Raw genomic sequence first — 25,620 nt, 5'->3', positions numbered from 1 at the left:
GGACGGCACCAAGGTCTTCTACGACGTCACCGCCGACCTCAAGACCTTCACCGAGCACACGCGCCCCGCCGGCAAGTAGCGGCCGAGCCGACTCATCCGGCCGTGGACGCGAGGCCGGATGAGTCGCGTTCGCGGCGGCGGCGGACGCGGCGGATCAGGACGAGGGCGATGACGCCGTAGACGAGCAGCGCGAGGCCCCGGACGGTCCAGACGGTGGGCGCGTCGACCGCCGCGTTGGCCGGGAGGGACACGTAGGAGTACCTGCCTTCACCCGGTGGGGGGAACATCTCGATCGGCGCCTCGGGTCGCCGGTCGACGGTGCGCCAGCCGTTGGGGTACGGGACGTCGTAGATCTCGCCGGTGACGGTGAAGCCGGCGGTCTTCCAGCGCCCGTAGCAGTGCACCTCGTCGGGCGTCCAGTCGCCGAGCATGACCGTGCACCGCTCGACCGTCACCTTGGTCGAGCAGCCGGGGAACCAGCCGTTGGCGACGGCGAGACCGAGGGCGACCGCGGTCCAGAAGATCCAGGTCTTGCGCACCGGCACAGTGTGCGTTCCGGGGGCGGCCGTGGGAAGGCCCACTCTCGATCGATCTTCGGTGGACATTGACATGCGTCGCCATCCATTCCATGGTGTCGATAAATTCCTCTACGTCGAAAGGCGCGGGATGGCCGACAGCGAACACAGGTACGTCATCGTCGGGGCGGGACCCGCCGGTGTCCAACTGAGCTATTACCTGCAGCAGCACGGCGCCGATTATCTGACCCTCGAGCGGGAGGACTCGCCGGGCGGATTCTTCCGCCGGTTTCCACGGCACCGTCGGCTCATCTCGCTCAACAAGGTGCACACCGACAGCACCGATCCGGAAATCCGCCTGCGCTGGGACTGGAACACGCTGCTCAACGACGATCCCGAGCTGCTGTTCCCGAAGTTCAGCGACGAATACCTGCCGGCCGCCGACGACCTGGTGCGCTACCTCGCCGAGTTCCAGCGGGTGCACGCGCTCAACGTCCGCTACGGCACGACCGTGCAGCGGATCACCCGGACCGGTGACGGCTTCCTGCTGCGCACCGACCAGGGTGAGGTCCGCGCGGAGTGCGTGGTCGTCGCCGCCGGATGGGGGCATCCGTTCGTGCCGGACATCAAGGGCATCGAGCACGCCGTCGGGTACGAGGACATGGAGATCGACCCGAAGGCGTACGACGACCAGCGGGTCCTGATCATCGGCAAGGGCAACTCCGCGTTCGAGACCGCGTCGGCCATCCTCGGCCGGGCGTCGATGGTGCACCTGGCCAGCCGGCAGCCGCTGCGCCTGGCGTGGAACACCAAACACCCCGGGGACGTGCGCGGCCAGTACGGCGCGATCCTCGACAGCTACCAGTTCAAGACCCTGCACTCGGTGCTGGACTGCACGATCGACGAGATCCGGCCCGTCGACGGGCGGTTCGAGGTGCACATCACCTACACGCACGCCCAGGGCGAGACCGCCGTGCTCGACTACCACACGGTCCTGCGCTGCACCGGTTTCCGGATGGACACCGGCATCTTCGACGACACGTCACGGCCGGAGCTGATCAGGGACGGGCGGATGCCGGGGCTGCGCCCCGACTGGCAGTCCACCAACGTCGACGGCCTGTACTTCGCCGGGACCATCGGGCAGGCCCGCGACGTCAAACACGCCTCGTCGCCGTTCATCGACGGCTTCCGGTACAACCTGCGCACGTTCACCCGGATGCTGCGGGAGCGCTACGAGGGCACGCCGCTGCCGTTCACGGTCGCGCAGGCCGACCCGGTGTCGCTGACCGAGCTGATGCTCGACCGGGTCAACTGGAGCTCGGCGCTGTGGACCCAGTTCGAGTACCTCTGCGACGTCTTCGTCCGCGACGACGCCACCGGCGACTTCCACCACTTCGAGGACCTGCCGGAGGACTACGCCGTGGAGCGGTTCGCGGCCGCCACGCACTGGTACACGCTCACGCTGCGATGGGGGCGCGACGACTACGGCGACGTCTTCGCGATCGAGCGGCATCCCACGCCGGACCGGGCCCGCGAGAGCGCCTTCATCCATCCGGTGATCCGCCGGTACCGCGGCGAGCACCTGCTGGAGGAGCTCCACCTGCTGGAGGATCTGCTGGCCGAGTGGCGCCGGCCCGACCGGCACGTCCAGCCGCTGACCGAGTTCCTGGAACGGGACCTCACCAGCGGACCATGACCTCGTCGAGGGGTTTGCGGGCAAGGTCGGGGACCCGGGCGTCACGCGCCGGATAGCCGACGGGCATCACCACGTACGGCCGCTCCTCCGGCGGACGTTCGCACACCTCGTTGAGGAAGCGCATCGGGCTGGGGGTGTGCGTCAGCGTGACGAGACCCGCGTGATGCAGCGCGGTGATCAGCAGGCCGACCGCGATGCCGACGGACTCCTTGACGTAGTACGGCTTCGGCGTGCGCGGCCCGTGGTGCACCTCGAACACGACGATGACGGCGGGTGCGGTCTCCAGGAACGGCTTGCGCCAGTCGGTGCCGAGCCCGGCGATCGCACCCAGCCACTCCTGCGAGGCACGGCGGTCGTAGAAGGTGCGCTCCTCGGCCTCCGCCGCCTCGCGCAGCCGGCGTTTGCGCGCGGGGTCGCTCAGGACGACGAACCGCCACGGCTGGATGTTGGCCCCGCTGGGAGCGGTCGACGCGGCCCGGATCGCGGCCTCGACCACCCCGGCGGGGATGGGTTCGGCGGCGAAGTCACGCACGGAGCGCCGCTGCGCCATCCGCTCGGCGAACGCCTCCGCCTCTCGCACCATGTCCGCCGGGAGCCTGCGCTCGTGCCGGACCGGGACCGTGGGTAGCGGGTCCGTGTCGCTCACCTGTCGGCCTCCCCTGTTCGGTGGCCGGTCGCCGCGGCGACCGGCCCCTCCAGCGTCGCGGAGTCCGCCAGGATCGGCCTTACGCCGGCGTGCTGACTTCGCGGGCGAGCACGTCCGGCGCGGTGCCGGCGGCGAGCTCGTCGACGACGTCGCTGAGCCGGCCGCGCACCGCCGCCGCGGCCCGCTGCCGGGTCGCCCCGTCGCCGTGCGCGGCGAGCCGCGCCAGCCAGTCGGCGACCACCTCGGCGTCGCCCGCCTCCTCCAGCGCCGGCCGGGCCAGTGCGGCCAGCCGGCCGGCAAGGACGGCGGCCGGCAGCAGCTGTCCCGTGGCGACGTCGACGCCGTGCCCGCCCATGCCGTCGCGCGCGGCCCGCCAGTACGCGAGCCGCATCAGCTCCGGCAGCGGCCGCGGCCCCACGTCTCCGGCGTCGACGGCCTTCCCGGCGACGGTGACCAGCGCCCTGACCAGCGCGGCGAGCGCCGTGGACTCCTCGGCGGTGACGGGCACGTCCGCGACCCGCACCTCCAGCGTCGGGTGGCTCGCCGACAGGCGCAGATCCCAGAAGATCGTGCCGCGATCGACCAGGGCGCCCGCGTCGAGCAGCAGGTCCACGTGCTCGTCGTATTGCCGCGCCGAGGTCAGGAACGGCGGCGGGCCGGCGACCGGCCAGCGCCCCCAGGTCACGCCGCGCCAGCTCGCGTACCCGGTGTCGCGCTCGGCCCAGTAGGGCGAGTTGGCCGTGAGGGCGAGCAGCACCGGCAGGTGCGGGCGCAGATGATTGCCGATCAGCACGGCACGGTCCCGGTCGGGCTCCTCCACGTGGACGTGGACGGCGCAGATCGCGAGCTCGTCGTGCAGCCCGCGGAAGGTCGCGTTGCCGAGATCCTGGCGCGGCCCCTCGGTGATCGGCGGTGGCACGGCCCGGCCGAGCACCGGCGAACCGCTCGCGATCACCCGCAGCCCGGCCGACAGGGCGGCGGACTGCACGGCGGCGCGGGCATCGGCGAGCTGCGCGCCGAGCACCCGAAGGTCACGGCACGGGTCGGTGCGGGTTTCGACCTGCAGTTTGGTGATCTCGCCGCCGACGCGGGCGCCGAGCGCAGGCTTCGCGAGGTCCACCACGGTCGCCGCCTCCGCGGCGACCTCGCCACCGGTGTCCACGACGAGGAACTCCTCCTCGACGCCTACCTTTGCAATGCTCGTCATGCCCCCGCACGTTACGGGACCTCGTCGATGGGACGCCCTTGCCCGCACAGCGTGTCGACGAGACCGGCCAGCAGCGCCGCGCGTTCCGGCATGCGGTCGACGCAGACGTACTCGTCGGCCGCGTGCGTCCCACCGCCGACCGCGCCGAGCCCGTCGAGGGTCGGCACGCCGAGCGCGGCGGTGAAGTTGCCGTCGGACGCGCCCGCGGCGTACGCGCCGCCGAAGTCCGGGATGCCGAGCCCCTGGGCGGTCGCGCGGGCGATCTCCAGCAGCGGCCGCGCGAGCTCCTCCGACATCGGGTACCGGTTGATCCCGCCGCCGACGGTGAGCGTCGCCTCGGGCAGGAACGGCACCAGCGCGCGGATGGCGTCGTCGACGCGTTCGAGCTCGCTCCTCGTCCAGGCCCGGACGTCCACGGCCAGGCGCGCGCTGTCGGGCACCGTGTTGGTGGTGGTGCCGGAGGACAGCAGGGTCGGGGTGACGGAGGTGCCCGCGCTGTCCGTCCCGGCCAGCGCGCCCAGCGCGAGGATCTGGTGGGCCACCTCGACCGTGGCGTTGACACCGCGGTGCGGCTCGACACCGGCGTGCGCGGCGCGGCCGTGGACGGCGAGGCTGTACACGGAGCCGCCCTTCCTGGCCACCTTCACGTCCCCTTCGGGGGTCGCCGCCTCGCAGACGAGGACCGCCGCGGAGCGCCGCGCCTCGCGCTCGATCAGCGGCCGGGACGTGACTGAGCCGGTCTCCTCGTCGCAGGTGAGCAGCACGCCGACCCTGGAGGTGTCCTCGATGAGGCGCAGCGCGGCGAACATCTGCACGATGCCGGCCTTCATGTCGCACACGCCGGGACCCGTCGCGATGTCGCCCAGGACGGCGAACGGCCTGGACCGGATCGTGCCGACCGGGAAGACCGTGTCGAAGTGGCCGAGCAGCAGCACCTGCTGGTCCTCGGCCGGCCACAGCAGGTGCGGCAGGCCGTCGACGACGACCCGCTGCGCGGGCCGGCCGAGGACCTGCGACCCCCACCGGGCGAGCAGGCCGGCGCAGGACCTGAGATGGGGCAGGGAGCCCGGCGCCGACTCGCACGCGACGAGGGTGCTCAGCCGGTCGAGCATGTCCGCCCGCAACCGCTGTGCGGCGTCGAGCAGCCGGTGTCCGCGATCCATGTCATGACAATTGCGGACACCGGCGGCGGTGCTCACCTCTGCTGTTGCTCAGGCGTCCGGGATCGCGTGCCCGTAGCCGACCTCGACGACGCGGCGCGCGGACTCGGTGTAGGCGTCGCGGCTCTCGGGCGCGAAGGTGCCCAGGCCGTCGACGTACCGGTTGAACATGCAGAACGCGGCCGCGATCAGCACCGTGTCGTGGATCTCCACGTCCGTCGCGCCTTCGGCACGGGCCGCCTCGACCAGTTCGGTGGTGACCTCACGGCCGCTGATCTGCACCGCGCCGGCGATGCGCAGCAACGCCCGCAGTTTGGCCGAGACCGGCGCGGTGTCGAGGTCCGCGCGGACCTGGTCGACGAGTGCGTAGCCCTCCTCCAGCTGCACCGCGGCGAACGCCGAATGCGACGAACAGCAGAAGTTGCAGTCATTGCGGCCGGACACATAGGCGGCGATCAACTCCCGCTCACCGGCGGGCAATGCGTTCGGGGCGCGCAGCAGCACCTCGGCGAGATCGTTGAGCGGTTTCGCTGTCTCGGGGCGGAATCGCATCGGTCCGGTGATGCCGGGGAACTGCTTCTCGTCGACCCTGAGATCGATGTGCGCCATGGTCCGTCCTTTCGGGAGCGGCTTTTCGTTGCCGCAGCCACGATCCCATCCGCACAGCAGAACCGACTTCTTCATTCTTGCGCGGTGCGGGAATGGCAGTTTCCGAGTTGCGCCGCGCGATGTCGGCTACGCCGGCGGGCGCTGCAGGACGGTCATCCGGACGGCGAAGCCCTCCGGCGTGCGCTGCAGGCTCACGTGGTCGCAGATCTGATGCGTGATCCACAGCCCGTAGCCGGCCGAGTGCTCGCTCGGCGCGGGCAGCAGCCCCACGAACGGGTCCGCCGGGCCGGGTCCGGTGTCGGTGACGGTCACGACGACACGACCGTCGGCCGCCCACACCCGCAGGCGCACGGGCGGCCGGCCGTACCGGTACGCGTTCACCACGATCTCGCTGACCGCGAGCGTGAGATCGTCCAGCTTCGCCTCGCCGAGGAGGCCCTCACCGGCCGCGCGGACGATCCGGCGGGCGTCGTCGGCCGGCGCGTCGAGCACGTCGGCGGCCGGGCTGAGCCGTTGCAGCGGGTCGGTGACCTCCGGCCGGTGCTGCAGCAGGAACGTCTCCGGGTCGGTGTAGTCCGCGTTGGTCGTGTACCGCTCGTGCGGCTGGGCGGTCCTCGGGTGGGTCCGGTACACGTCGGCGATCACCGCGGCGGGCACGGTCCGGGTGTCGTACGCGCACATGCTCCACAGGGGGAACTCGTCGTAGGCGCGGTTGATCCCCGACTCGTAGCGGGCCCACCAGTCCCAGCTGTCGCCGACCTGCTCGGCGCCCAGCTCACCGACGATCCGGACCTGCTCGGCGCCGGCGGCGACGTGCTCGGCGAGCAGGTTGCGGTAGGAGCGGATGGCTCCCGCGGGGCGGGCGTAGACGTCACCGCCGGCCAGGAACGTCACCGGGCTGCCGGCCGGAAGCGCGTCACGGACCAGCGTGGCGTTGCGCTCGCCGAACGAGACCAGGGTCGGCTCGCCGGCCTCGACGCCGCCGAGCAGGAACGGCAGCACGGTGTCCAGCAGGTGTTCGTCGGAGTCGTAGCAGACCGCCTCGTGCAGGTATCCGCTGTGACCGGCCCCGGCTCCCGTCCTCATCCCGCCGCCTCGATCCGGATCCTGGTCAGCCGCAGCAGCTCGACCAGCCGCGCCGCGGTGGTCAGCGGCGTGCGCAGCACCACGCTCACATCATGCTTCTCCGCGTACCGCTGCAGGTGCAGCAGCCCCCGGTGGTCGACGAAACGCAGGCCGTGCGCGTCGAACACGATCTCTCCGTGCTCAGGTCGGGGTTGTACCCGATCGAGCGCGCCGGGAAACAGCCGGTCGGCGGCGCCGTCGAGCTCGCCGCTGAGCAGCGCGACGGCGGGCGAGCGCGGGTCGCCGCGCAGCGTGAACCGGGCCTCCGTGGCGTTCGTGACCGGGTGCAGGCAGGCCAGCTCGCCGACGGCCCGCTCGCCGGCCTCCGCCCGGTGCAGCGCGCACACGGCCCGCATCGGCGCGACGGAGATGAAGCGGTCGACCAGCGCCTCATACCGCGCGAACGCGTCCAGCTCGGCGTCGGTGCGCACCAGCGCGGTGCAGTCCGCGAACACGCGCAGGCCCGTGTGCCCGGCGGCGAGCGCGGCATCGGTGGCGGCCGCGTAGGCGGCGACCTGCGCGACCGGGTCCAGGGCGGTGCCCGCCGCGTAGGTGGACTCGAGCGACACGAACTGCGCGCCGTCGGGCAGCCAGCCGGGGTCACCGACGCCGATGAACCAGGCCCGCTCCCCCGCCGCCAGCCCGGCGCCGAGGTGCGCCAGCGCGTAGGCACGCAGCTGCCCCGGATCGTCATACGTCCAGCAGATGTGCTGATCGGCGGCCGCGGTGGTCACAGGGACGAGCGTAACTCCCTCCGCGCGGACACACCTATCGACGCCGACAGACTTTGCCGGGTGCCGTTTGCCGGTGACACGGTAGCGGTCAGGAGACGCGGACCTCCGACCCGGCGGCGACGGCCTGGCGCCAGGGGCGCACAGCGGTGGGCGGCATGCCGACGGCCAGGACGCCGACCAGCTTGCCGTTGCTGCGGTACGTGGCAAGGAAACGCCGCCGGCGCAGGTCACCTTCGACGATCTCGACGGTGTCGTGGCCGCGCAGATAGCCGTACGCGTGGATCTTCATGTCGTACTGCTCGGACCAGAAGTACGGCACCGGCGCGAAAGGTCTGCGGGCGGACGGGCGCAGCAGGTTGTGGGCCGCGGCCATGCCCTGCTCGGCGGCGTTCGTGCGGTGCTCGATGCGCATCGTCACGCCGAAGCGCGGGTTGTGCCAGCGGGCGACGTCTCCGGCGCCGTACACCCTGGGGGCGGCCGCGCTGTACTGGTCGCAGAGCAGCCCGTCGGCCACCTCCAGGCCGCTGCCGGCCAGCCACTCGGTGTTGGGCAGCGACCCGACCGCGACCAGGACCTCGTCGGCCTCGACCTGGCCGCCGCCGGCCAGGCGCAGCCCGCCCTCGGCGGTCTCGGCGACCGTGACGCCGGTGCGCAGGTCCACGCCGTGCTCGCGGTGGGCCTCGGACAGGACCCGGCCGACCGTCTCACCGACCGCGTGGGACAGCGGCACCGGCGCGGGTTCGAGCAGGACCACCTCGCAGCCGAGGCCGCGGGCCACGGCGGCCGCCTCGGCGCCGAGGAAGCCCGCGCCGACCACCGCGAGCCGGCGGCCCGGGCCGAGCCGTGCGCGCAGGGCGACCGCGTCCTGCACGGTCCGCAGCACGTGTGCCGCCGTGCCCGGCAGGCGGCGGGGGCGCACGCCCGTCGCCACGATCAGCCCGTCGTACGCGACCCGCCCACCGTCGGCCAGCCGCACCGACCGGGCGGCGACGTCGAGCCCGGTGGCGCCGACCCCGAGGCGGACGTCGAGGCCGAGGGCGGCGACCTGCGCCTCGGTCCGCAGGCGCAGCCGCTCCGGCTCCCAGGCCGAGGCCAGGACCTGCTTGGACAGCGGCGGCCGGTCGTACGGCGGATGCGGCTCCTCGCCGACGAGGGTGAGCGTGCCGGCGAAACCCTCACGGCGCAGGGTCTCCACGGCGGCCAGGCCCGCGGCCGACGCGCCGACCACGACGACGCGGTCCATGGCGCCGCCCGCGCTCACCGCCGGACGGCGAGCAGGTAGATCTCCTCCAGGTTCGCCGCCTCGAGCACCCGCGCCAGCGACATCTGCCGGCCGCTGCTGCGCTCGACCGCCGCGATCAGCGTCAGCAGGTGCATCGAGTCCCAGCCGGCGAGCTGGTCGAAGCCGCCCGCCGCCTCCTGCGACGTCACCCGCAGACCGAGCTCGGTCTCGACGAGCAGCAGGAAGTCGTCGATCGTGTTCATGACGCGTCCGCTCCTAGCTCATTGATGAGGGTCACCGATTCGGGCGGCGCGGCGATCCCCGCCAGATCGTGGCGGAAGGTCGTCGTCGCCCCGTCGTCGCCCACCTTCCGGAAGCCGTTGCGCGGGTAGAAGTCCCGCACCATGCCGTTCTTCGCGGTCGCCCGGTACGTGCCGGACACCGCGTCCGCGCCGGTGGCCCGCGCGTGGTGCAGCAGCGCCGTCAGGCAGGCCTGCTCGATGCCGCGGGAGAACGCGCGGCAGCTCAGCAGGAAGTTGTCGATGTGCAGGCCGCCGCCGGTCCGGCGGAGGAACACCGCACCGACCAGGCCGTTGTCGCCGAAGCGGTCGCCGGCGTGGATCGCCAGGACCGGCGAGTCCGCGGCGCCGAGACGGTCGTGCACGTCGGGCGTCTGCAGGCGCTGCGTGGTCAGGTTGAACTGGTTCGTCCGCAGCGTGATCTGCGAGACGCGGGCCGCCTCCGCCCCGGTGGCCGGGGCGAACCGGACCCGGACGTCCAGCTCCCGCAGGTAGTCCTCGATCGAGTCGAACGTGTCGAGGAAGCTCTTGCGGGCCACGTCCTCGCGGTACCGGGCGGGACGCACCGTGTCCTCGTCGGTCAGCTCGCGCACGTCGAACCAGCCGTCCTCCAGCAGCCGGGTGACGTGCCCGGTCGGCTCGTCGTCGAGCGCGAGGACCCGTACGCCCGGCAGCGCGTAACGCACCAGGCCGCACTCGTAGGCGCTGTCGTCGGCGAACACGAAGCTGTCGACGCCCAGGTTCAGCGTGCCCGCGAGGGCGGCCAGGTTCTCGTGCTTCGGCCGCCAGTTGGCGATCACGTGCACGAAGTCGTCCTGGCGCAGGAGCATCCGCGGGTGCTCGCGCAGCGCCTCGTCGACCGGCTCGATGTCGTTCTTGCTCACCGCGGCCACGAGCACGCCCTGCGCGCCGATCTGCTTGACCACCCGCTGGAACTCGTGGAACGCCTCGCCCCGGTAGCTGTCGGCCACCTCGATGCCAGCCACGCCGTCCTCGCCGAGCACGCCTCCCCACACCGTGCCGTCCAGGTCGAGCACCAGCACCTTCTTGGTCAGCCCGGCGATGTTGCGGGCGAGATGGCCCACCTCACGGGCGTACGCGGCCAGCAGCCCGGACGACAGGTGCGCCTTGGCGTACACGGACATCTGGATCTCGCTGGCGGCGACGTCACCGGCGAGCAGCGGATCGAGGTCCACCGTGACGACCGACGGGAACTCCTCGGTGAGCCGCAGCAGCCGGACGTTGGCCTCCCGCCACAGCACGCCGAGCCGGGCCCGGGACCGGTGGTCGACCAGCTGCATCGTGAAGCGCCGCAGGGACGGCATGGTGTTGAGCACGAGGGTCCCCCGCCCCCGCGCCGCGAACTTCGCCGCCAGCTGCTCGACGAGCCGTACCTTCTCGTCCAGGACCCGCCCGACGTCCGCCGCCCGCCAGGGCACCGGCACCTCGTCGAAGACGATCATCGGGTCCAGCACGCAGAGCACGAGATCGGGATCGGCCGCGTACAGCGCGCTGTCCGGGTCGCCGAGGTCGAAGACGTAGCCGTCGAAGTCGGCCAGGACCGGCTGGCTCAGCAGCCCGTGCCGGGCCAGCTCGGCGGTCAGCACCGGGCGCAGCGCCGACAGCGTCCCGTGCCCGGTGATCGCCACCGTCATGCTCGCCGTGCCGGGGTGCTCACGCAGCACGTCCTGCGGGGCGAGCCGCGCCAGCAGCTGCCCGGCCCGCGCCAGCTCCGCTCCCGGCAGGTCCGCGAGCAGACCCTTGACCCGTGGGTACTCGGCGGCGAGCCGCCCGGCCCGGTGCAGCCGCAGCAGCTCCGCCGAGCCGCCGCCCGGCGACTGCTCGCCCGCGCGGGCCCGATCCTCGAAGACGTCCATCTCACTCCTCGCTGGACCGACCTGCGTCGATCCTCAGCGGTCGGGCTAAAGGGCGGCTAATCGGCCCGTCTCAGCCGGCCTGTCTCAGCAGGCCCGTCTCAGCTGGCCCGGAACCGGCCGTTCTGGTAGTCGGCCGACAGGATCGCGCGTTGCAGGTCCTGCAGGGCCCGGCAGGGCTCCAGTCCCAGCTCCTCCTTGAGGGTCAGGCGCGCCGTCTGGTAGACCTTCAGCGCGTCGGCCTGCCGGTCCGAGCGGTACAGGGCGAGCATGAGCTGGCGGTAGAAGGCCTCCCGGAGCGGGTTCTCCACGGTCAGGGAGTACAGGCGCCCGATCACCTCGCGATGCCTGCCCAGCGTGAGGCTGGACTCGATCAGCGCCTCCGTGCACTCCATGCGGGACTCCGTCAGCCGCACCGCGAAGCCGCTGAGGATGGGGCCGAGACCGAGACCGATCAGCACCGGTCCCCGCCACAGCGCGAGCGCCTCCTCGAAGTGGGCGATCGCCTGCCGGTGCCGCTTCTCCCTGGCGTGCTTGCTGCCGAGCCGCGTCAGCCGCTCGAAGAGCTGGTAGTCCAGCTCGTCGTCCTGAGGGTCGAAGACGTATCCCGGGGAGATCGTGACGATCGGCGCCTCGGCACCCCGGAAGCGGGTCAGGAACTTACGGACCTGCGACGTGTACACGTGAATGCCGGCGGCGGCCCGTCCGGGTATCTGCTCGCCCCAGATCTCGTCCATCAGCTGGCTGGCGGAGATGATCTGGTTCGGCCGGCTCAGCAGGACGGCGAACAGCGTCTCGACCTTCTGCGCGCCGATGGTGGCGGCGCGCGGCCCGTCGCTGACCCTCAGACGGCCGAGAATCTCGTACCTCATACGACCTCCTGTCCGTGGAGCCGAACTGACATCTCGGACAAGGTGCCGCGGATCGTGTCGATGACCTCGGCCCGGACGGTGTTCAGGTAGAAATGGCCACCCGGAAAGACCTTGATGTCGAACGGACCCTCACAGTGATCACGCCATGCTGCCGCCTCGGCGAGGGTGGTCTGCGGATCGGCGTCACCGACCAGGACCGTCACCGGGCACCGGACCGTCGCACCGGGATCGGCCGCGTAGGTCTCGATCGCCCGGTAGTCCGCCCGGACGGTGGCCACGATCGACGCCCGGATCTCCTCGTCCTGCAGCAGCTGCGGACTGGTCGCTCCCAGCCGCAGCAGCTCCGCGACGATGCCCGCGTCATCGCGCTGATGGATCCGGTCCGAGCGGCGGCAGGACGGCGCGCGGCGGCCCGAGGCGAACAGGTGCACCGGGGTGCGGCGCCCGGCGGCCTGGAGGCGCCGCGCCGTCTCGAACGCCACGACGGCGCCCATGCTGTGGCCGAAGAACGCGAACGGCCGGTCGTCGTGCTCCAGCAGCGCGTCGGCCACCCCAGCCGCGAGCTCGGGCACGTTGTCGATCCGTCGTTCCCGGCGCCGCTCCTGCCGGCCCGGGTACTGCACCGCCAGGACCTCGACGCCGGGCGCCAGGGACGCCGAGAGCGGAAAGTAGTAGGTTGCCGAACCGCCGGCATACGGAAAGCAGATGAGGCGTGCCCCACCCCCGGCGGCCCCGTGAAAGTGCTGAATCCACTGGCTCTTCGCAGCCATGTCGCGCGACATCGTCTCCCCGTCTCGAGAACCGCGCCTGGTGCCCGCAGTCGAGTCCGGCGGGTGCCACTCCGGCGACTGGCCGGCGGTGGACCCGTCTCACACCAAGCATCGCCGTGCGGCCGATGACGGCGGCTCAGCGGTCATCCGCACTGAATCAACGCTAAGTAGCGCAGGGGTGACCGGAAACCCCTAGGCGCCTCGCGGATGTGCGGAGGGGGAGGCAACCCCACCCCTATCTCCCATAGGCGGCCACCTACGGCCCGGAGTTAGCCAGACCTTAGCCCACCCGGCCAGGGTGGCGGGAAAGCCGATCCGCCGCCAGGGACCAAGGCGGGCCAAGCCCTAATGGAGGTCCGAACGATGACGTCAACCGTCGCGCCGCTCGATGACTTGTCCGAGTTCCTGTCGATCGCCAACAGGTTCGCCGAGGCGCGGTGCCTGCTGGCCGCCGACGAGCTCGGCCTGTTCGACCTGCTCAAGACCGGTCCGATGACGACCGATGAGATCTGCGCGAAGCTCGGCGTGCGGGAGCAGGCCGCGCCGGACTTCCTGAACGTCCTGGCGGTGCTGGGCGTGCTGCACAAGACCGGCGACGAGGAGTTCGCCAACAGCCCGGCCGCGGCCCGCTACCTGGTGCCCGGCGCCCCGGACTACATGGGCGGCATGCTCAAGTACTACAACAAGTCCCTCTATGCCGCCTGGGAGAACCTCGCCGGGCTGCTGACCCGCACCGACGAGGCCCGGTCCACGGACGGCAACGCCCGCGAGAACTTCAGCGCGATCCTCGACGACCCGGCCCAGGCGCGCCACCTGCTGGAGATGATGAAAGAGGTCAACAAGCTCACCGGCCCCGCGCTGGTCGAGGCGGTCGACTGGAGCGGATACAAGTCGGTGGTGGACCTCGGCGGCGCCGACGGCCGGCACCTCACGACGATCGTCTCGGCGCACCCGCACCTGCGCGGCAGCGTGTTCGACCTGCCGCAGGTGCGACCGTTCGCGCTCGAGCAGATCGCCGCCGCCGGGCTGGAGGACCGGGTCGAGTTCCACCCCGGCAACTTCTTCGCCGACGAGTTCCCGCCCGCCGACGTCTTCATCTTCGGCCACATCCTGCACAACTTCGCGCCGCAGACCCGGTACGAGCTGGTCGCCAAGGCGTACGCGGCGCTGAACCCCGGCGGCACGATCCTCGTGATCGAGCGCATGGTCGACGAGCAGCGGGAGGTGCTGCCGCGACTGATCGAGAGCCTCCACCTGTACGTGATCAGCGACGGCGGCGGCAGCGACTACCGGGCGTCGGACTGCCAGCGGTACCTGACGGCCGGCGGGTTCACGGACACCGCCGTGCACGCGCTCGCCGAGACGGAGACCCTGGTGACCGGCCACAAGCGCTGACCGGCCGGGCGCGTGTGCCGGCCGGCGCCCGCCGGTCGGCACGGAGCACGGCGCTCCTACGCGTCGCCGCGATCGGCGGCGGCCGCCGCGGCGAGCGCCTCCGCCACGGGCAGCGGGTTGAGATAGTCGCGGTACGACTGGATCTGGCCGTCCCGGACCCGGAACACGGCGATGACGGTCTGCTCGAACGGCTCGCCCGTGGCGACGACCGCGCCGTGCGCCTCGTACTCGGCGATGACCACCTCCGGGTCGGCGGTCTCGTGCACGACGAGGTTGCGGTATTCGTCGAACCTGACGAACGGCTGGGCCGTCGCCGTCAGGAACCGGCGGATGTCCTCCCGGCCCTGCACCCGTCCCGGCGTCCCCGGCGGGTGGAACGGCCACTCGATGTAGCCGTCGGGAGCCATCAGCTCCACGAACGTCTCGGCGTCCAGCTGGCGACCCGCGCGCAGCATCTGGTCCACGATCTCACGCGACGTAACGGTCATCATCTGCTTGCCCCCTCATGCTTCAGCGTCCGTTGACCGGTTCCACGATCACCGAAAACCCGGCCGACCGGACACATTTCCGCAAATCAGCATGAAGAGGTCACCCCTGGCCGGTGCCTTGCCGCCGGCTCGCGGCGATGCGATTACCGACCGGCCGTCAAGTAGCGTATTCTGGACGTCAGAGGGGTGATCTTTTTGGCTGCGGCTGAGCGGGACGGCGTGCGGACCCGGGCGCGGATCCTGGTGCTCGCGCAGCAACTGTTCGCGGCACACGGGTTCGCCGGGACGTCGATCGCGGACATCGCGCGCGTGCTGGGCACCAGCAAGGCCGCGCTGTATTACCACTTCAAGTCCAAGGACGAGATCCTCGAGGCGCTCGTCACCGAGCCCGTCTCGGCGTATGCGGCACTGGCCCAGCGTTGCGAGAGCGAGCGGGTGAGCGCCAAGGAGCTGCTCGGCGCGCTGATCGACCTGACGGTGGAGACCCACACGGTCAACGCGCTGCTGATCAACGATCCGTCCATCAACGCGGTGCTGCGCCGGCTGTATGACGTCGAGGGCCACGTCCAGACGTTCATCCGGTCGCTGGCCGACGGCGACACCACCGAGTCGGGCCGGGCCCGGGCGTGGGCGGCGTTCGCGGTGGCCAAGCAGGGCACGTTTTGGGCGGTGCAGGCCGGGGACGGGACGCTCTCGCCGGCGGCCAAGGAGGAGTTCCTCACCGCCGCGCTGCGCTGCCTGGAGCCCTGACGCCGGTCGTCGCGGCTCGCTGACGCCGGCCGCGACCCGGCATCGCGACGCCTGTCATCCAGCGACGCCGCAGCCCTTGCCCGGACCCGCATGCGACCGCGACGCCCTCACCGGCCCGACCGTGGCCGGACCACCCGATCGGTCACGTGCGCCGCCCGGTCATCGAGCGCGGGGCCGCAGCAAATGGTCTCGCGCCCTCGTCGAGCCCGGCTACGCCCGGCTGCCGGGAGGTCGCCGACCCTGCCGGGTCCTACGGCCGCAGCGCCCGGTCGCCACTGCGGTCCCGCACCCGGCATTCGACCTCGCCGCCGCAACATCCGGCCTTCCCGAGTCCTGACGCCGCCCTGACGGCCCACCGCCGCAGCACCCCGGTCACCACCCCGAGGCCTCGCGCCCGGTAATGGACCCGCTCTCCCGCCTCCTGGCGCTCTTTGCCGACCCCAGTGCCGCAGCACCCGGTCTCGCAAGTTGGTGACGCCCATTCGCCGATCCGCGGTCGCAGCAACCGGTCATGCGGCTGAGAGCGGCGCGGGGGTCACCGGTCCGGGGCCGCCGCCGGGGTCGGGTCGTCGCGACGGTCCGGGCGTTCGGGCAGGAGCATCGCGAGCACGGCGAGCGCGGCCAGCAGCACGGCGCCGCCGCGCAGCGCGGTGACGATGCCGTCCGTGAAGACAGCGGAGGCGGCCGCCCGGGAACCCGCCGCACCCGCGGCCAGATCGACGACCGAGGCGTGCGCCGCCGCGTCGCCGGAGCCGGTGAGACCGCCGGTGAGGATCGTGGCGACGGCGAGGCCGCCGATCGCCACGCCCAGCGCGCCGCCGATGTGGCGCAGTGCGTTGACGATGCCGGGGCCGTTCGCCGCGGAGCGCTCCGGCAGCGCGCCGAGCGCCGCGACCAGTGCGGGTGCCTGCGGCAGTCCGGCGCCCAGGCCCACCAGGGCGAGTGCCGCCACGAACAGCGTGTACCCAGGACGGTCCACGACCAGTGAGAACAGCGTGAGTCCCACGGCGAACACCAGCAGGCCGCAGATCACCGTCCAGCGCACGCCCAGCCGGCCGGTCACCCGCTCGTTCACCAGGGACGCGACACTGGCCATCGCGGCCAGCGGCACCAGCAGCAGCGCCACCGTGAGCGCGCCCGCGCCGCGCACCACCTGGAGGTACACGGGCAGCAGGAAGAGCAGTCCGGTCCAGGCGAAGTTGACCGACGAGATGGTGAGCTGCGACCAGATGAACCTGGGCCGGCGGAGCACCACGAGGTCGACCAGCGGATCGGTCGCGGTGCGTTGCCGCTGGACGAAAGCGCCGAGCGCCACGGCCATGACGGCCAGGCACGCCACGAGCTGCCAGCCGGGGCGGGCGCCGGCGAACGCGGTGAACAGCGCCGTCGCGGCGCACGCCGCCAGACCGATTCCGATCAGGTCGGGGCGGCGGCCGCCACCGGCGGGGGTCTGCGGGGTGAGCCAGAGCACGAACGGCACCACCACCGCCACGATCACGGCGTCCAGGACGAACAGCGAGCCGTACCAGGCGCGGTCCAGCAGCGCGCCGCCGACGATCGGGCCGAAGGGTGTGGTCGCCGACACGAACGCCGCGCCGGCCGCGAAGGCGCGCTTGCGTGACTCCGCCGGGAACATCGCCGAGATGATGCTCACCCAGGCCGGAAGCACCACGGCGGCGCCGACGCCCATGGCGATCCGGGCGGCGATGAAGACCGCGGCCCCGGGCGCCCATGCGGCGACGACCGCGCCCATACCGAAGAGCGTGAACCCGGCGGCGAGGGTCCGCCGGTACCCCCAGCGACCGCCGACCGCCGGCACGACGAGCATGCAGACGCCGCAGACGAGCAGATAGCCGCCGACGGCCCATTGCGCGCCCACCCAGCTGAGCGACAGCTCCCGGGTGATCTTGGTGAGGTCGATTCCGATCATCGTGATGTCCATGAACGGCACGAGCACGCAGACGGACACGACGGCGACCGCCACCCAGCGCCGCAGGTCCGCACCGCCGGGCGGTCGGGTGGCCGCCGGCGACGGCGCCGGGCCGGCGAGCCGGCTCACGCGGCCCCCGCCACTCCCGCGGCGCTGCCGGACCGTCCGGCCGCCGGTTCGGCCGCCGACCCGAACCAGGTGCGCAGCGCGTCGACCAGCGCGGCGTCGCCGGTCCCGCCGTGCCACACCACGTGACCGTCCGGCCGCAGCAGCACCGCGGCGGGCGGCAGCCCGGCGACGGGGTCGGCGTGCACGACGTCGACCCGGTCGGTCCAGCCGCGGACGGCCGCGAGGTCGGCGTCCGGGGACAGGTCGAGCAGGACGCCGCGCCCGGAGCGCAGCGTGCCCAGCACCGTGGTCGCGCCCCCGGCGGTCGCCAGCTCCGCGTCCGGCAGCCGCCGCCCGAGCCACGGGTCGTCCTGCGCGCCGGCCACCGGGTACCGCACGTCGGTGCCGGACATCCGCCCGGCGAGGTAGTCGTGGACGTCGTCGAACTCGAGCAGCCGGGACAGCAGCGCACGTGCCGGTGCCATCCGGTCGTGCGGGAAGGTGAGCGTGATCTGCGCGCGGACGTTGGTGCAGACGAACTCGCCGACCGGGTGCCGCTCGGCGTGGTACGTGTCCAGCAGTCCGGGCGGGGCCCAGCCGTTGACGGTGGCGGCGAGCTTCCAGCCGAGGTTGGCGGCGTCCTGGATGCCGGTGTTCATCCCCTGCGCGGCGAGCGGGAAGTGGATGTGCGCGGCGTCCCCGGCGAGGAACACGCGGCCTTCGCGGTACCGGTCGGCGAGCCGGGTCGCGTCGCCGAACTTCGACGACCAGTGCGGTTCGCCGACCTTGACGTCCATGCCGGAGATGTCCCGGACCATGACGCGCAGGTCCTCTGCGGTCAGGTGCTCGACGTCGCCCTCGGGCGGCTCCTCCCGGATGAACATCAGCCGGGTCAGCCGGTCGCTGAGCGGGATGACCGAGAACCATCCCTGGGGCGTGATGATCGCCTCGCGGATGGCGAACGGCGCGTCGAAGGCGTCGACGTCGGCGAGGACGCCCCACAGGGCGGAGGGCGTGCCGGGGAAGCCGATGCCGGCCAGCTTACGCACGACGCTGTGCCCGCCGTCGCAGCCGACCAGGTAGGCGGCGGGCAGCCGGTACTCGCCGCCGTCGGCGCGGACCGTCACCTCGACCCCGTCGTCGTCCTGCGTCAGCCCGGCCACCTCGTGCCCGCGGCGGATCTGCGCGCCGAGCTCCACGGCGGCCTTCTCCAGCAGCGCCTCGACCCGGGACTGCGGGGCGTGCAGCGTGTACCGGTGCCGGCCGTCGAGCCGGTTCATGTCCAGCGGCAGGCCCGCGTAGTGCCCGTTGGGCCAGACGACGCCTTCGGTGAGGAACGGGCCGAGCAGGCCGCGCTGGTCGAGCACCTCCGCCGACCGCGCGTGCAGGGCGAGCGCCCGGGACTGGCCGGTCGGCTCGGGGAGCCGCTCGAGCACGACGGCCGGCACGCCGGCGATCCGCAGCTCGCACGCGAGCATCAGCCCGGTGGGGCCGGCGCCCGCGATCACGACAGGGGTCATGTCTCCTCCTTGGTCAGGGTGCCGGGTCACCGGTGCGTCCCGTGCGCCGCGCCGACCGACTCAGCCGCGGCGGCGGGCGGCTCGGCGGGGAAGCCCTCCAGCGCGCCGACCAGGTCGCCCATGAGGTCGGCGGCCGCCGCCCCGTCGATGACACGGTGGTCGAAGGCCATGCTGAGCCGCATCGTCGGCGCGATCACGAGCGCCCCGTCCCGGACCACGGGCCGGTCGGCGACCCGGCCGACGCCCAGCGTGACCGTGGTGCCCCCGTTGGAGTAGAAGCCGTCCACCGGCCGGTGCCCCAGCGACGTCACGGCCAGGGTGCCCAGGACACCCAGCCGCTGCCGCGGCGAGTGCGCCACGGATCGGAACATCGCACTGCCCAGGGCCGGCGGGAGGCGGTGCATCAGGCGCGCCCCGCCGAACTCGGGCACCTGCGCCGGGTCGCCGTCGCGCACGCCGTCGATGCGCTGCTGGATGTCGTGCAGCGTGGCGGTGTGCACGTCCGGGATGAGTCCGGTCAGCACCACCCGGACGCCGTTGAGCTCCTTGTCGAAGGCCAGCTTCGCGTGCACGGTGTCGTACCGCACGAGCCGCGGGCGCAGCCGGCCGCAGATCGCGGCGTTCGCCTCCGGGTGGGCGGCGAGCACCCGGCCCGCGGCGTGCAGGATGTAGGTCACCCACGACGGCGGCCGCTCGCGCGCCCGGGCCTGTTCCCGGTGCCGCCGGACGGCGGACATGTCGACCTCGGTGTCGAGGAAGACCGGGGAGTGCCCGCGGGCGTACCTGAGGAAGTGCAGGGTGTGCCGACGCTCGCGCGGCACCGGCGTGATCCTGGTCATGACGCGTCACCTCCGCTGGGGCCCGGGCCCGTCATGGCTTCTCCAGGACGAACCCGGCCCTGATCCACTTGCTGGACTCGACCGAGATGGCGACCACCCGGTCGCCGCTGACCAGCTCGGGAAGGACCATCTGGAGCTGGGTGAAGGGCAGGGCGTTGGCGGTGTTGCCGGTGTCGGCGACGCAGCTGATCTCGACCGCGGCGGGGACCCCGAGCCGGCTGACGATGTCCTCGGTCATCCGGCCCGACAGCTGGGGCGGCAGCAGGTAGTCGATGTCCGCCGGGGTCCATCGCAGGTCGCGCAGCAGCTCGGCGAGGATCTCCGCGGCGATGACCGGGACCGACTCCTGGACCGCTTTGAAGTCCTCCCACACCGAAGGTGTCGCCGGGTCGCTGTCCGCCGGCCCGAACCATTCGACGATCTGCGCTGGGGCCCGGTCCAGCCCGGTGAGCTCGAGCAGGACGCGGCGCAGCACCGGGGCGTCGGGGAAGTCGGCGCCGTCGCCCAGCACCACCGCGCCGGCGCCGTCGCCGAACAGGACCGCGTTCACCATCTCCGCCGGCGGCAGCCGGCTGTAGTCCAGCCGCAGATCGACGTGCTTGGCGCAGACGTCGCCGCCGATCACCAACGCCGTGCGGGCCGTGCCGGCGAGCAGCGCCTGGTGCGCCAGGTCGAGCGCCTGCACGGCCCCGGTGCAGCCGGACTGCAGCTGGTGGACCGGGACCGGGCCGACACCGAGCCGGTCCGCGATCTCCTCGGCGGTGGCGGGCAGCAGCCGGTCCGGCATGGACGTCGCCATGACGACCAGGTCGATCCCGGCGGCGTCGATCCCGGCGGCGGCCAGCGCCCGGCCGGCCGCCCGCACCCCGAGGTCGGCGACCGAGCAGCTGACGTCCCCGGTGCCGAGGTCGATGGCGAGGTACCGGCTCCGCGTGCCGACGAACGTGTCGATCCATTCCTGGAAGACCGGCGACATGCCCAGGCTCTTGGTGAGCAGAACGTTGTCGACGGCCTCGCCGGGCAGTGCCGTGCCGGCCGATGCCAGGCGTACGTCCCGCGCCTCCACCCCGCAGTACCTCCCGATGCTCGGCGCGCCGGTACCGCCGGTCCGGCGCCGCGGCACCACCCTCGGCCGCCCACCCAAAGCACCGCTAAAGGTCGCCCAGCGTCCTGTCGCCGTGACGATCCGCAAGGCCGGGTTTAGGGGCTCTTCAGGCCGGGCGCTCACGGTCGACGAGCCGGACCTTCCCTGTCACTCTGCGAGTGGGATCGATGACTGAAGAGCTAGCGGGACCTGCCACCTCGGACAACGCGATCGCGATCGTCGGCATGTCGTGCCGGCTGCCGGGCGCTCCGGACACTGCGGCCTACTGGCGGCTGCTCCGCGAGGAGCGGCACGCCGTCACCGACGCCCCGGCGGACCGCCCCGGCTTCGGCCGCGGCGCCTTCCTCGAGGCCGTCGACGGGTTCGACGCGGCGTTCTTCGGCATCTCGCCGCGCGAGGCCACCTCGATGGACCCGCAGCAGCGCCTGTTCCTGGAGCTGTGCTGGGAGGCGCTCGAGGACGCTGGCATCCTGCCGCCGGTCCTCGCCGAGACCCGGACCGGCGTGTTCGCCGGCAACATCGCGACCGACTACGCGACGCTCTTCGCCGGCCGGGGCGGCGGCCGGATCTCCCCGCACCTGCTGACCGGCCTGAACCGGGGCATCATCGCCAACCGGGTGTCCTACGCGCTGGGCCTGCGCGGCCCGAGCCTGACCGTGGACTCGGCGCAGTCGTCGTCGCTGCTGGCCGTCCACCTCGCCTGCACGAGCCTGCGCGAGGGCGAGTCCGCGGTGGCGATCGCGGGCGGCGTCAGCCTGATGCTCGACCCGCAGAGCACCGCGACCATCGAACGGTTCGGGGCGCTGTCGCCCGACGCCCGCTGCTTCACCTTCGACGCGCGCGCCAACGGCTACGTGCGCGGCGAGGGCGGCGGCGTGGTGGTGCTCAAGACCGTGGCCCGGGCGCGCGCCGAGGGCGACCGGATCCACGGCGTCATCCTCGGCGGCGCGGTCAACAACGACGGCGCCACCACCGGGCTGACCGTGCCGAGCGCCGAGGCGCAGCGCGACGTCATCCGGCTGGCGAACCAGGCGGCCGCCGTCGAACCCCGCGACGTGCAGTACGTGGAGCTGCACGGCACCGGCACCAAGGTCGGCGATCCCATCGAGGCGGGCGCGCTCGGCGCCACGCTCGGCGCGGCCAGGCCGGCCGGGCGCCCGCTGCCGGTCGGATCCGCGAAGACCAACATCGGTCACCTCGAGGGCGCGGCGGGCATCGCCGGGCTGCTGAAGGTCGTGCTGAGCATCAAGCACCGGCTGCTGCCGGCCAGCCTGAACTTCGAGACGCCGAACCCCGGGATCGCGTTCGACGAGCTCAACCTGAGCGTGCAGCGCTTGTCCGCGCCGTGGCCGGACGAGGCGCGGCGCCTGGTGGCCGGGGTCAGCTCGTTCGGCATGGGCGGCACCAACTGCCACCTGGTCGTCGCGGAGGCGCCGAACGACGAGCCACCGAACGACGAGGCACCGCAGGCGGACGCCGGCCCGGATCACCCGGTCATGGCCGGATGGCAGGTGTCCGGCCGTGGCCATGACGGCCTGCGCGGGCAGGCGGCGCGGCTGCGCGCGTACGCCGGGACGAACACCGGCCGCACCGTGCCGGACGTCGCCTTCTCGCTCGCCACGACCCGCACGGCCTTCGACCACCGGGCCGTGGTGCTCGGCGGGGACGCCGCCGAGATCGCCGCCGGGCTCGGTGCGCTGGAGCGCGACGAACAGGCGGCGAACGTCGTGCGGGGCGTGGCGCGCCCGGTCGGCGGCACGGTGCTGGTGTTCCCCGGGCAGGGCTCCCAGTGGGCCGGCATGGGGCTCGGGCTGCTGGACACGTCGCCGGTCTTCGCCGAGCGGCTGCGGGAATGCGCCGCGGCGCTCGCCGAGCACGTGGACTGGTCACCGATCGACGTGCTGCGGGGCAGCCCCGACGCGCCGCCGCTGGAGCGGGTGGACGTGGTCCAGCCGCTGCTGTTCGCGGTGATGGTCGCGCTCGCCCGGCTCTGGGAGGCGCAGGGGATCCGTCCCGCCGCGGTCATCGGCCACTCCCAGGGTGAGATCGCCGCCGCCCACCTGGCCGGTGCGCTGTCGCTGGCCGACGCGGCGGCCGTCGTCGCGCTGCGCAGCCAGGCGATCACCGCGCTGGCCGGCACGGGCGGCATGGCGTCGATCGCCGCGCCCGCGGATCTGGTCCGGGCCCGCCTCGCCGGGTACGCCGACCGGCTCAACGTCGCGGCGGTGAACGGGCCGGCCACCACGGTCGTCTCGGGTGACCCGCGGGCGCTGCAGGAGCTGCTGGCCGGCTACGAGGCGGACGGCGTCCGGGTCCGCACGATCCCCGTCGACTACGCGTCGCACTCGCCGCAGGTGGAGCCGATCCGTGAAGGCCTGCTCCGGGCGCTCGGCGGCATCCGGCCGCGCCGCGGCGAGCTCGCGTACTACTCGACCGTCACCGGCGGCCTCCTCGACCCCGCCGAGCTGACCGCCGGCTACTGGTACCGCAACCTGCGCCAGACGGTCGAGCTGGACGCCGCGGTCCGCGCCGCGGCGGCGGCCGGGCACCGGGCGTTCGTCGAGTGCAGCCCGCACCCGGTGCTGACGGGAGCCGTCGGCGAGACGCTGGAGGCGGCGGACGTCCCGGACTCCCTCGTCGTCGGCACGCTCCGGCGCGACCACGGGGACCTGCGGCAGTTCCAGGTGTCGTTCGCCCAGTACCGGGTGCAGGGCGGCCAGGTGCGGTGGACACGGGACGGCGGGTCCACACCCCGGCGCGTCGAGCTGCCGACGTACGCCTTCCAGCGCCGGCGGTTCTGGTTCGACCTCACGCCCCCCACCGACGCGCCGGCACTGGAGCCCACACCGGAGTCCGAGCCGGAGGTCGCCGAAGCGCCCGCCGCGCCGCGGGCCCGGGGTCTCGCCGGCCAGGACCACGCGATGTTCGACCTGGTCCGTGCCAGCTCCGCCATCGTCCTCGGCCACGATACGCCGGCCGACGTCGACATGAACCTGCCGTTCAAGGACCTCGGCTTCGACTCGGCGACCGTCGTCGAGCTGCGTGACCGCCTCGCCGCCACCACCGGCCTGCGGCTGCCGAACACGGTGATCTTCAACCATCCGACGCCGGGCGCGCTCGCCCGTCACCTGCGCGACGAACTGGCCGGTGAGGTGCCGGACACGGACGCTCCGGCGACCACCGCCGCCGTGTCCGGGGACCCGATCGTGGTGGTGGGCATGGCCTGCCGGTACCCGGGCGGCGCGACGTCGTCGCAGCGGTTGTGGCAGCTCGTCGCCGACGGGGTCGACGCGACCGGGGAGTTCCCGTCCGACCGCGGCTGGGACCTGGACCGCCTGTACGGCCCGGACGGCGCCGACGCCGGCACGTCGACCACCCGGCGGGGCGGCTTCCTGTACGACGCCGACCAGTTCGACCCGCAGTTCTTCGGGATCAGCCCGCGTGAGGCGGCGGCGATGGACCCGCAGCAGCGGCTGTTGCTGGAGACGGCGTGGGAGGCGATCGAGCGGGGCCGGATCGACCCGGCGAGCCTGCGCGGCAGCCGTACCGGCGTGTTCGTCGGCGTCTCCGCGCAGGACTACGGTCCCCGGCTGCACGAGCGGGCGAACGGTCACGAGGGGTACCTGCTCACCGGGCAGTCGCCGAGCGTGGCGTCGGGCCGGGTGGCGTACACGCTGGGCCTGGAAGGGCCGGCGGTGACGGTGGACACGGCGTGCTCGTCGTCGCTGGTGGCGCTGCACCAGGCGTGCCAGGCGCTGCGCGGCGGCGAGTGCGACCTGGTCCTCGCCGGCGCCGCCGCGGTGATGGCGTTGCCGGGCATGTTCGTGGAGTTCAGCCGCCAGCGGGGACTGGCGCCGGACGGGCGGTGCAAGCCGTTCGGTGCCGGTGCGGACGGGACCGGCTGGGCGGAGGGCGCCGGGATGCTGCTGCTGGAGCGGCTCTCCGACGCCGAACGCAACGGCCACCCGATCCTCGCGGTCGTTCGTGGTTCGGCGATCAACAACGACGGTGCCAGCAACGGCCTGACGGCGCCGAATGGTCTGTCGCAGCAGCGGGTCATCCGGCAGGCGCTCGCCAACGCCGGGCTCGACGCCGCGGACGTCGACGCGGTCGAGGCGCACGGCACCGGCACGACGCTGGGCGACCCGATCGAGGCCCAGGCGCTGCTCGCCACGTACGGCCAGGACCGGCCCGTGGAACGGCCGCTGTATCTCGGCTCCATCAAGTCGAACATCGGTCACACCCAGGCCGCGGCCGGGCTGGCCGGCGTCATCAAGATGATCGAGGCGATGCGGCACGCGACGCTGCCGCGGACGCTGCACGCGGACGAGCCGTCACCGCACATCCAGTGGGACGGCAGCATCCAGCTCCTCAACGCCCCGCTCCCCTGGCCCAACGGCCGTCCCCGCCGGGCCGGGGTCTCGGCGTTCGGCATCTCGGGCACCAACGCGCACGTCATCCTCGAAGAACCGCCCGCACCGGCCCCGGTGCCGGTGCCGGTGCCGGTGCCGGCGGACGAGTCACCGCTCGTCGCGTGGCCGATCTCCGCGCGCACCCCGTCCGCGTTGCGCGCCCAAGCCGAAGCGTTGCAGGCGCATCTGGCCGAGCGGCCCGATCTGCGGCCCGCCGATGTGGCGCATGCCCTGTCCACGACCCGCAGTCACTTCGATCACCGGGCCGTGATCATCGGCACCACCACCCGCGACCTCACCACCGCACTCACCGCCATCACCACCAACAAAACCGCACCCAACCT

General features: G+C 72.9%; 21 protein-coding genes. 4 read left to right on the top strand and 17 right to left on the bottom strand.

Annotation, left to right across the window (positions count from 1 at the left end):
* Positions 1–92 precede the first annotated feature (92 nt).
* Complete coding sequence (locus ACZ6TV_RS45280) at positions 93–539, bottom strand: hypothetical protein (RefSeq protein ID WP_465306016.1); 447 nt, start codon at positions 537–539, stop codon at positions 93–95.
* Positions 540–666: 127 nt separating this feature from the next.
* Between ACZ6TV_RS45280 and ACZ6TV_RS45275 the strand changes: the two genes are divergently transcribed.
* Positions 667–2,211, top strand: a complete 1,545-nt coding sequence (locus tag ACZ6TV_RS45275; RefSeq protein ID WP_465306014.1) for an NAD(P)-binding domain-containing protein — start codon at positions 667–669, stop codon at positions 2,209–2,211.
* Here the strand turns inward: ACZ6TV_RS45275 and ACZ6TV_RS45270 are convergent.
* The 11 genes from ACZ6TV_RS45270 to ACZ6TV_RS45220 all read right to left on the bottom strand — a co-directional run bounded on the left by ACZ6TV_RS45270 (position 2,195) and on the right by ACZ6TV_RS45220 (position 12,729).
* Positions 2,195–2,794, bottom strand: a complete 600-nt coding sequence (locus tag ACZ6TV_RS45270) for a nitroreductase family protein (RefSeq protein ID WP_465306198.1) — start codon at positions 2,792–2,794, stop codon at positions 2,195–2,197. The two genes, ACZ6TV_RS45275 and ACZ6TV_RS45270, sit on opposite strands and share 17 nt — an antisense overlap.
* A gap of 142 nt (positions 2,795–2,936) precedes the next feature.
* Positions 2,937–4,064 (bottom strand): carboxylate-amine ligase, encoded by a 1,128-nt coding sequence (locus ACZ6TV_RS45265; protein WP_465306012.1) that lies wholly within the window; start codon positions 4,062–4,064, stop codon positions 2,937–2,939.
* Between the two features lie 11 nt (positions 4,065–4,075).
* Positions 4,076–5,227: a M20 family metallopeptidase gene (locus ACZ6TV_RS45260; protein ID WP_465306010.1), complete on the bottom strand. Its 1,152-nt coding sequence runs from the start codon at positions 5,225–5,227 to the stop codon at positions 4,076–4,078.
* Positions 5,228–5,275: 48 nt separating this feature from the next.
* Entirely contained in the window at positions 5,276–5,833 is a 558-nt protein-coding gene (locus tag ACZ6TV_RS45255; RefSeq protein ID WP_465306008.1) for a carboxymuconolactone decarboxylase family protein, read from the bottom strand.
* 126 nt (positions 5,834–5,959) lie between these two features.
* Entirely contained in the window at positions 5,960–6,919 is a 960-nt protein-coding gene (locus ACZ6TV_RS45250) for an anti-sigma factor RsbA family regulatory protein (RefSeq protein ID WP_465306006.1), read from the bottom strand.
* Complete coding sequence (locus ACZ6TV_RS45245; protein ID WP_465306004.1) at positions 6,916–7,692, bottom strand: MEDS domain-containing protein; 777 nt, start codon at positions 7,690–7,692, stop codon at positions 6,916–6,918. The genes ACZ6TV_RS45250 and ACZ6TV_RS45245 overlap by 4 nt, the downstream gene beginning before the upstream one ends.
* Positions 7,693–7,780: 88 nt before the next feature.
* On the bottom strand, positions 7,781–8,953 hold the full coding sequence (locus ACZ6TV_RS45240) for an NAD(P)/FAD-dependent oxidoreductase (RefSeq protein ID WP_465306002.1): 1,173 nt from the start codon (positions 8,951–8,953) through the stop codon (positions 7,781–7,783).
* Positions 8,950–9,177: an acyl carrier protein gene (locus ACZ6TV_RS45235; protein ID WP_465306000.1), complete on the bottom strand. Its 228-nt coding sequence runs from the start codon at positions 9,175–9,177 to the stop codon at positions 8,950–8,952. The genes ACZ6TV_RS45240 and ACZ6TV_RS45235 overlap by 4 nt, the downstream gene beginning before the upstream one ends.
* Entirely contained in the window at positions 9,174–11,090 is a 1,917-nt protein-coding gene (locus ACZ6TV_RS45230) for an HAD-IIIC family phosphatase (protein ID WP_465305998.1), read from the bottom strand. Before ACZ6TV_RS45230 ends, ACZ6TV_RS45235 begins: the two co-directional genes overlap by 4 nt.
* A 98-nt stretch (positions 11,091–11,188) precedes the next feature.
* Positions 11,189–11,959: an AfsR/SARP family transcriptional regulator gene (locus ACZ6TV_RS45225; protein ID WP_465305996.1), complete on the bottom strand. Its 771-nt coding sequence runs from the start codon at positions 11,957–11,959 to the stop codon at positions 11,189–11,191.
* The gene (locus ACZ6TV_RS45220; RefSeq protein WP_465305994.1) at positions 11,956–12,729 is read right to left on the bottom strand and encodes a thioesterase II family protein; all 774 of its coding nucleotides are present in this window, start codon (positions 12,727–12,729) and stop codon (positions 11,956–11,958) included. The genes ACZ6TV_RS45225 and ACZ6TV_RS45220 overlap by 4 nt, the downstream gene beginning before the upstream one ends.
* A 363-nt stretch (positions 12,730–13,092) precedes the next feature.
* Between ACZ6TV_RS45220 and ACZ6TV_RS45215 the strand changes: the two genes are divergently transcribed.
* Positions 13,093–14,124 (top strand): methyltransferase, encoded by a 1,032-nt coding sequence (locus ACZ6TV_RS45215; RefSeq protein WP_465305992.1) that lies wholly within the window; start codon positions 13,093–13,095, stop codon positions 14,122–14,124.
* A 56-nt stretch (positions 14,125–14,180) separates the two neighbouring features.
* Here ACZ6TV_RS45215 and ACZ6TV_RS45210 read toward each other — a convergent pair whose 3' ends face one another.
* Positions 14,181–14,615, bottom strand: coding sequence for a nuclear transport factor 2 family protein (locus tag ACZ6TV_RS45210; protein ID WP_465305990.1), 435 nt, complete (start codon positions 14,613–14,615; stop codon positions 14,181–14,183).
* 192 nt (positions 14,616–14,807) lie between these two features.
* Between ACZ6TV_RS45210 and ACZ6TV_RS45205 the strand changes: the two genes are divergently transcribed.
* Positions 14,808–15,362, top strand: a complete 555-nt coding sequence (locus ACZ6TV_RS45205; RefSeq protein WP_465305988.1) for a TetR family transcriptional regulator — start codon at positions 14,808–14,810, stop codon at positions 15,360–15,362.
* Between the two features lie 535 nt (positions 15,363–15,897).
* Here the strand turns inward: ACZ6TV_RS45205 and ACZ6TV_RS45200 are convergent.
* Genes ACZ6TV_RS45200 through ACZ6TV_RS45185 form a run of 4 tightly spaced genes read right to left on the bottom strand, consistent with a single transcriptional unit; the run spans position 15,898 to position 20,825 of the window.
* On the bottom strand, positions 15,898–17,421 hold the full coding sequence (locus ACZ6TV_RS45200) for an MFS transporter (protein ID WP_465305986.1): 1,524 nt from the start codon (positions 17,419–17,421) through the stop codon (positions 15,898–15,900).
* The gene (locus ACZ6TV_RS45195; protein WP_465305984.1) at positions 17,418–18,920 is read right to left on the bottom strand and encodes an FAD-dependent monooxygenase; all 1,503 of its coding nucleotides are present in this window, start codon (positions 18,918–18,920) and stop codon (positions 17,418–17,420) included. The genes ACZ6TV_RS45200 and ACZ6TV_RS45195 overlap by 4 nt, the downstream gene beginning before the upstream one ends.
* A gap of 26 nt (positions 18,921–18,946) precedes the next feature.
* The gene (locus tag ACZ6TV_RS45190; protein ID WP_465305982.1) at positions 18,947–19,759 is read right to left on the bottom strand and encodes a 2-oxo acid dehydrogenase subunit E2; all 813 of its coding nucleotides are present in this window, start codon (positions 19,757–19,759) and stop codon (positions 18,947–18,949) included.
* Positions 19,760–19,790: 31 nt separating this feature from the next.
* The gene (locus tag ACZ6TV_RS45185; RefSeq protein ID WP_465305980.1) at positions 19,791–20,825 is read right to left on the bottom strand and encodes a 3-oxoacyl-[acyl-carrier-protein] synthase III C-terminal domain-containing protein; all 1,035 of its coding nucleotides are present in this window, start codon (positions 20,823–20,825) and stop codon (positions 19,791–19,793) included.
* Positions 20,826–21,031: 206 nt separating this feature from the next.
* Between ACZ6TV_RS45185 and ACZ6TV_RS45180 the strand changes: the two genes are divergently transcribed.
* A partial coding sequence (locus ACZ6TV_RS45180; protein WP_465305978.1) for a beta-ketoacyl synthase N-terminal-like domain-containing protein occupies positions 21,032–25,620 on the top strand: 4,589 nt, incomplete at its 3' end.

The organism is Dactylosporangium sp. NPDC051087 (genome assembly GCF_055586325.1).
The sequence above is the reverse complement of the archived record's forward strand: the minus strand, read 5'-3'. Positions and strand labels throughout refer to the sequence as shown.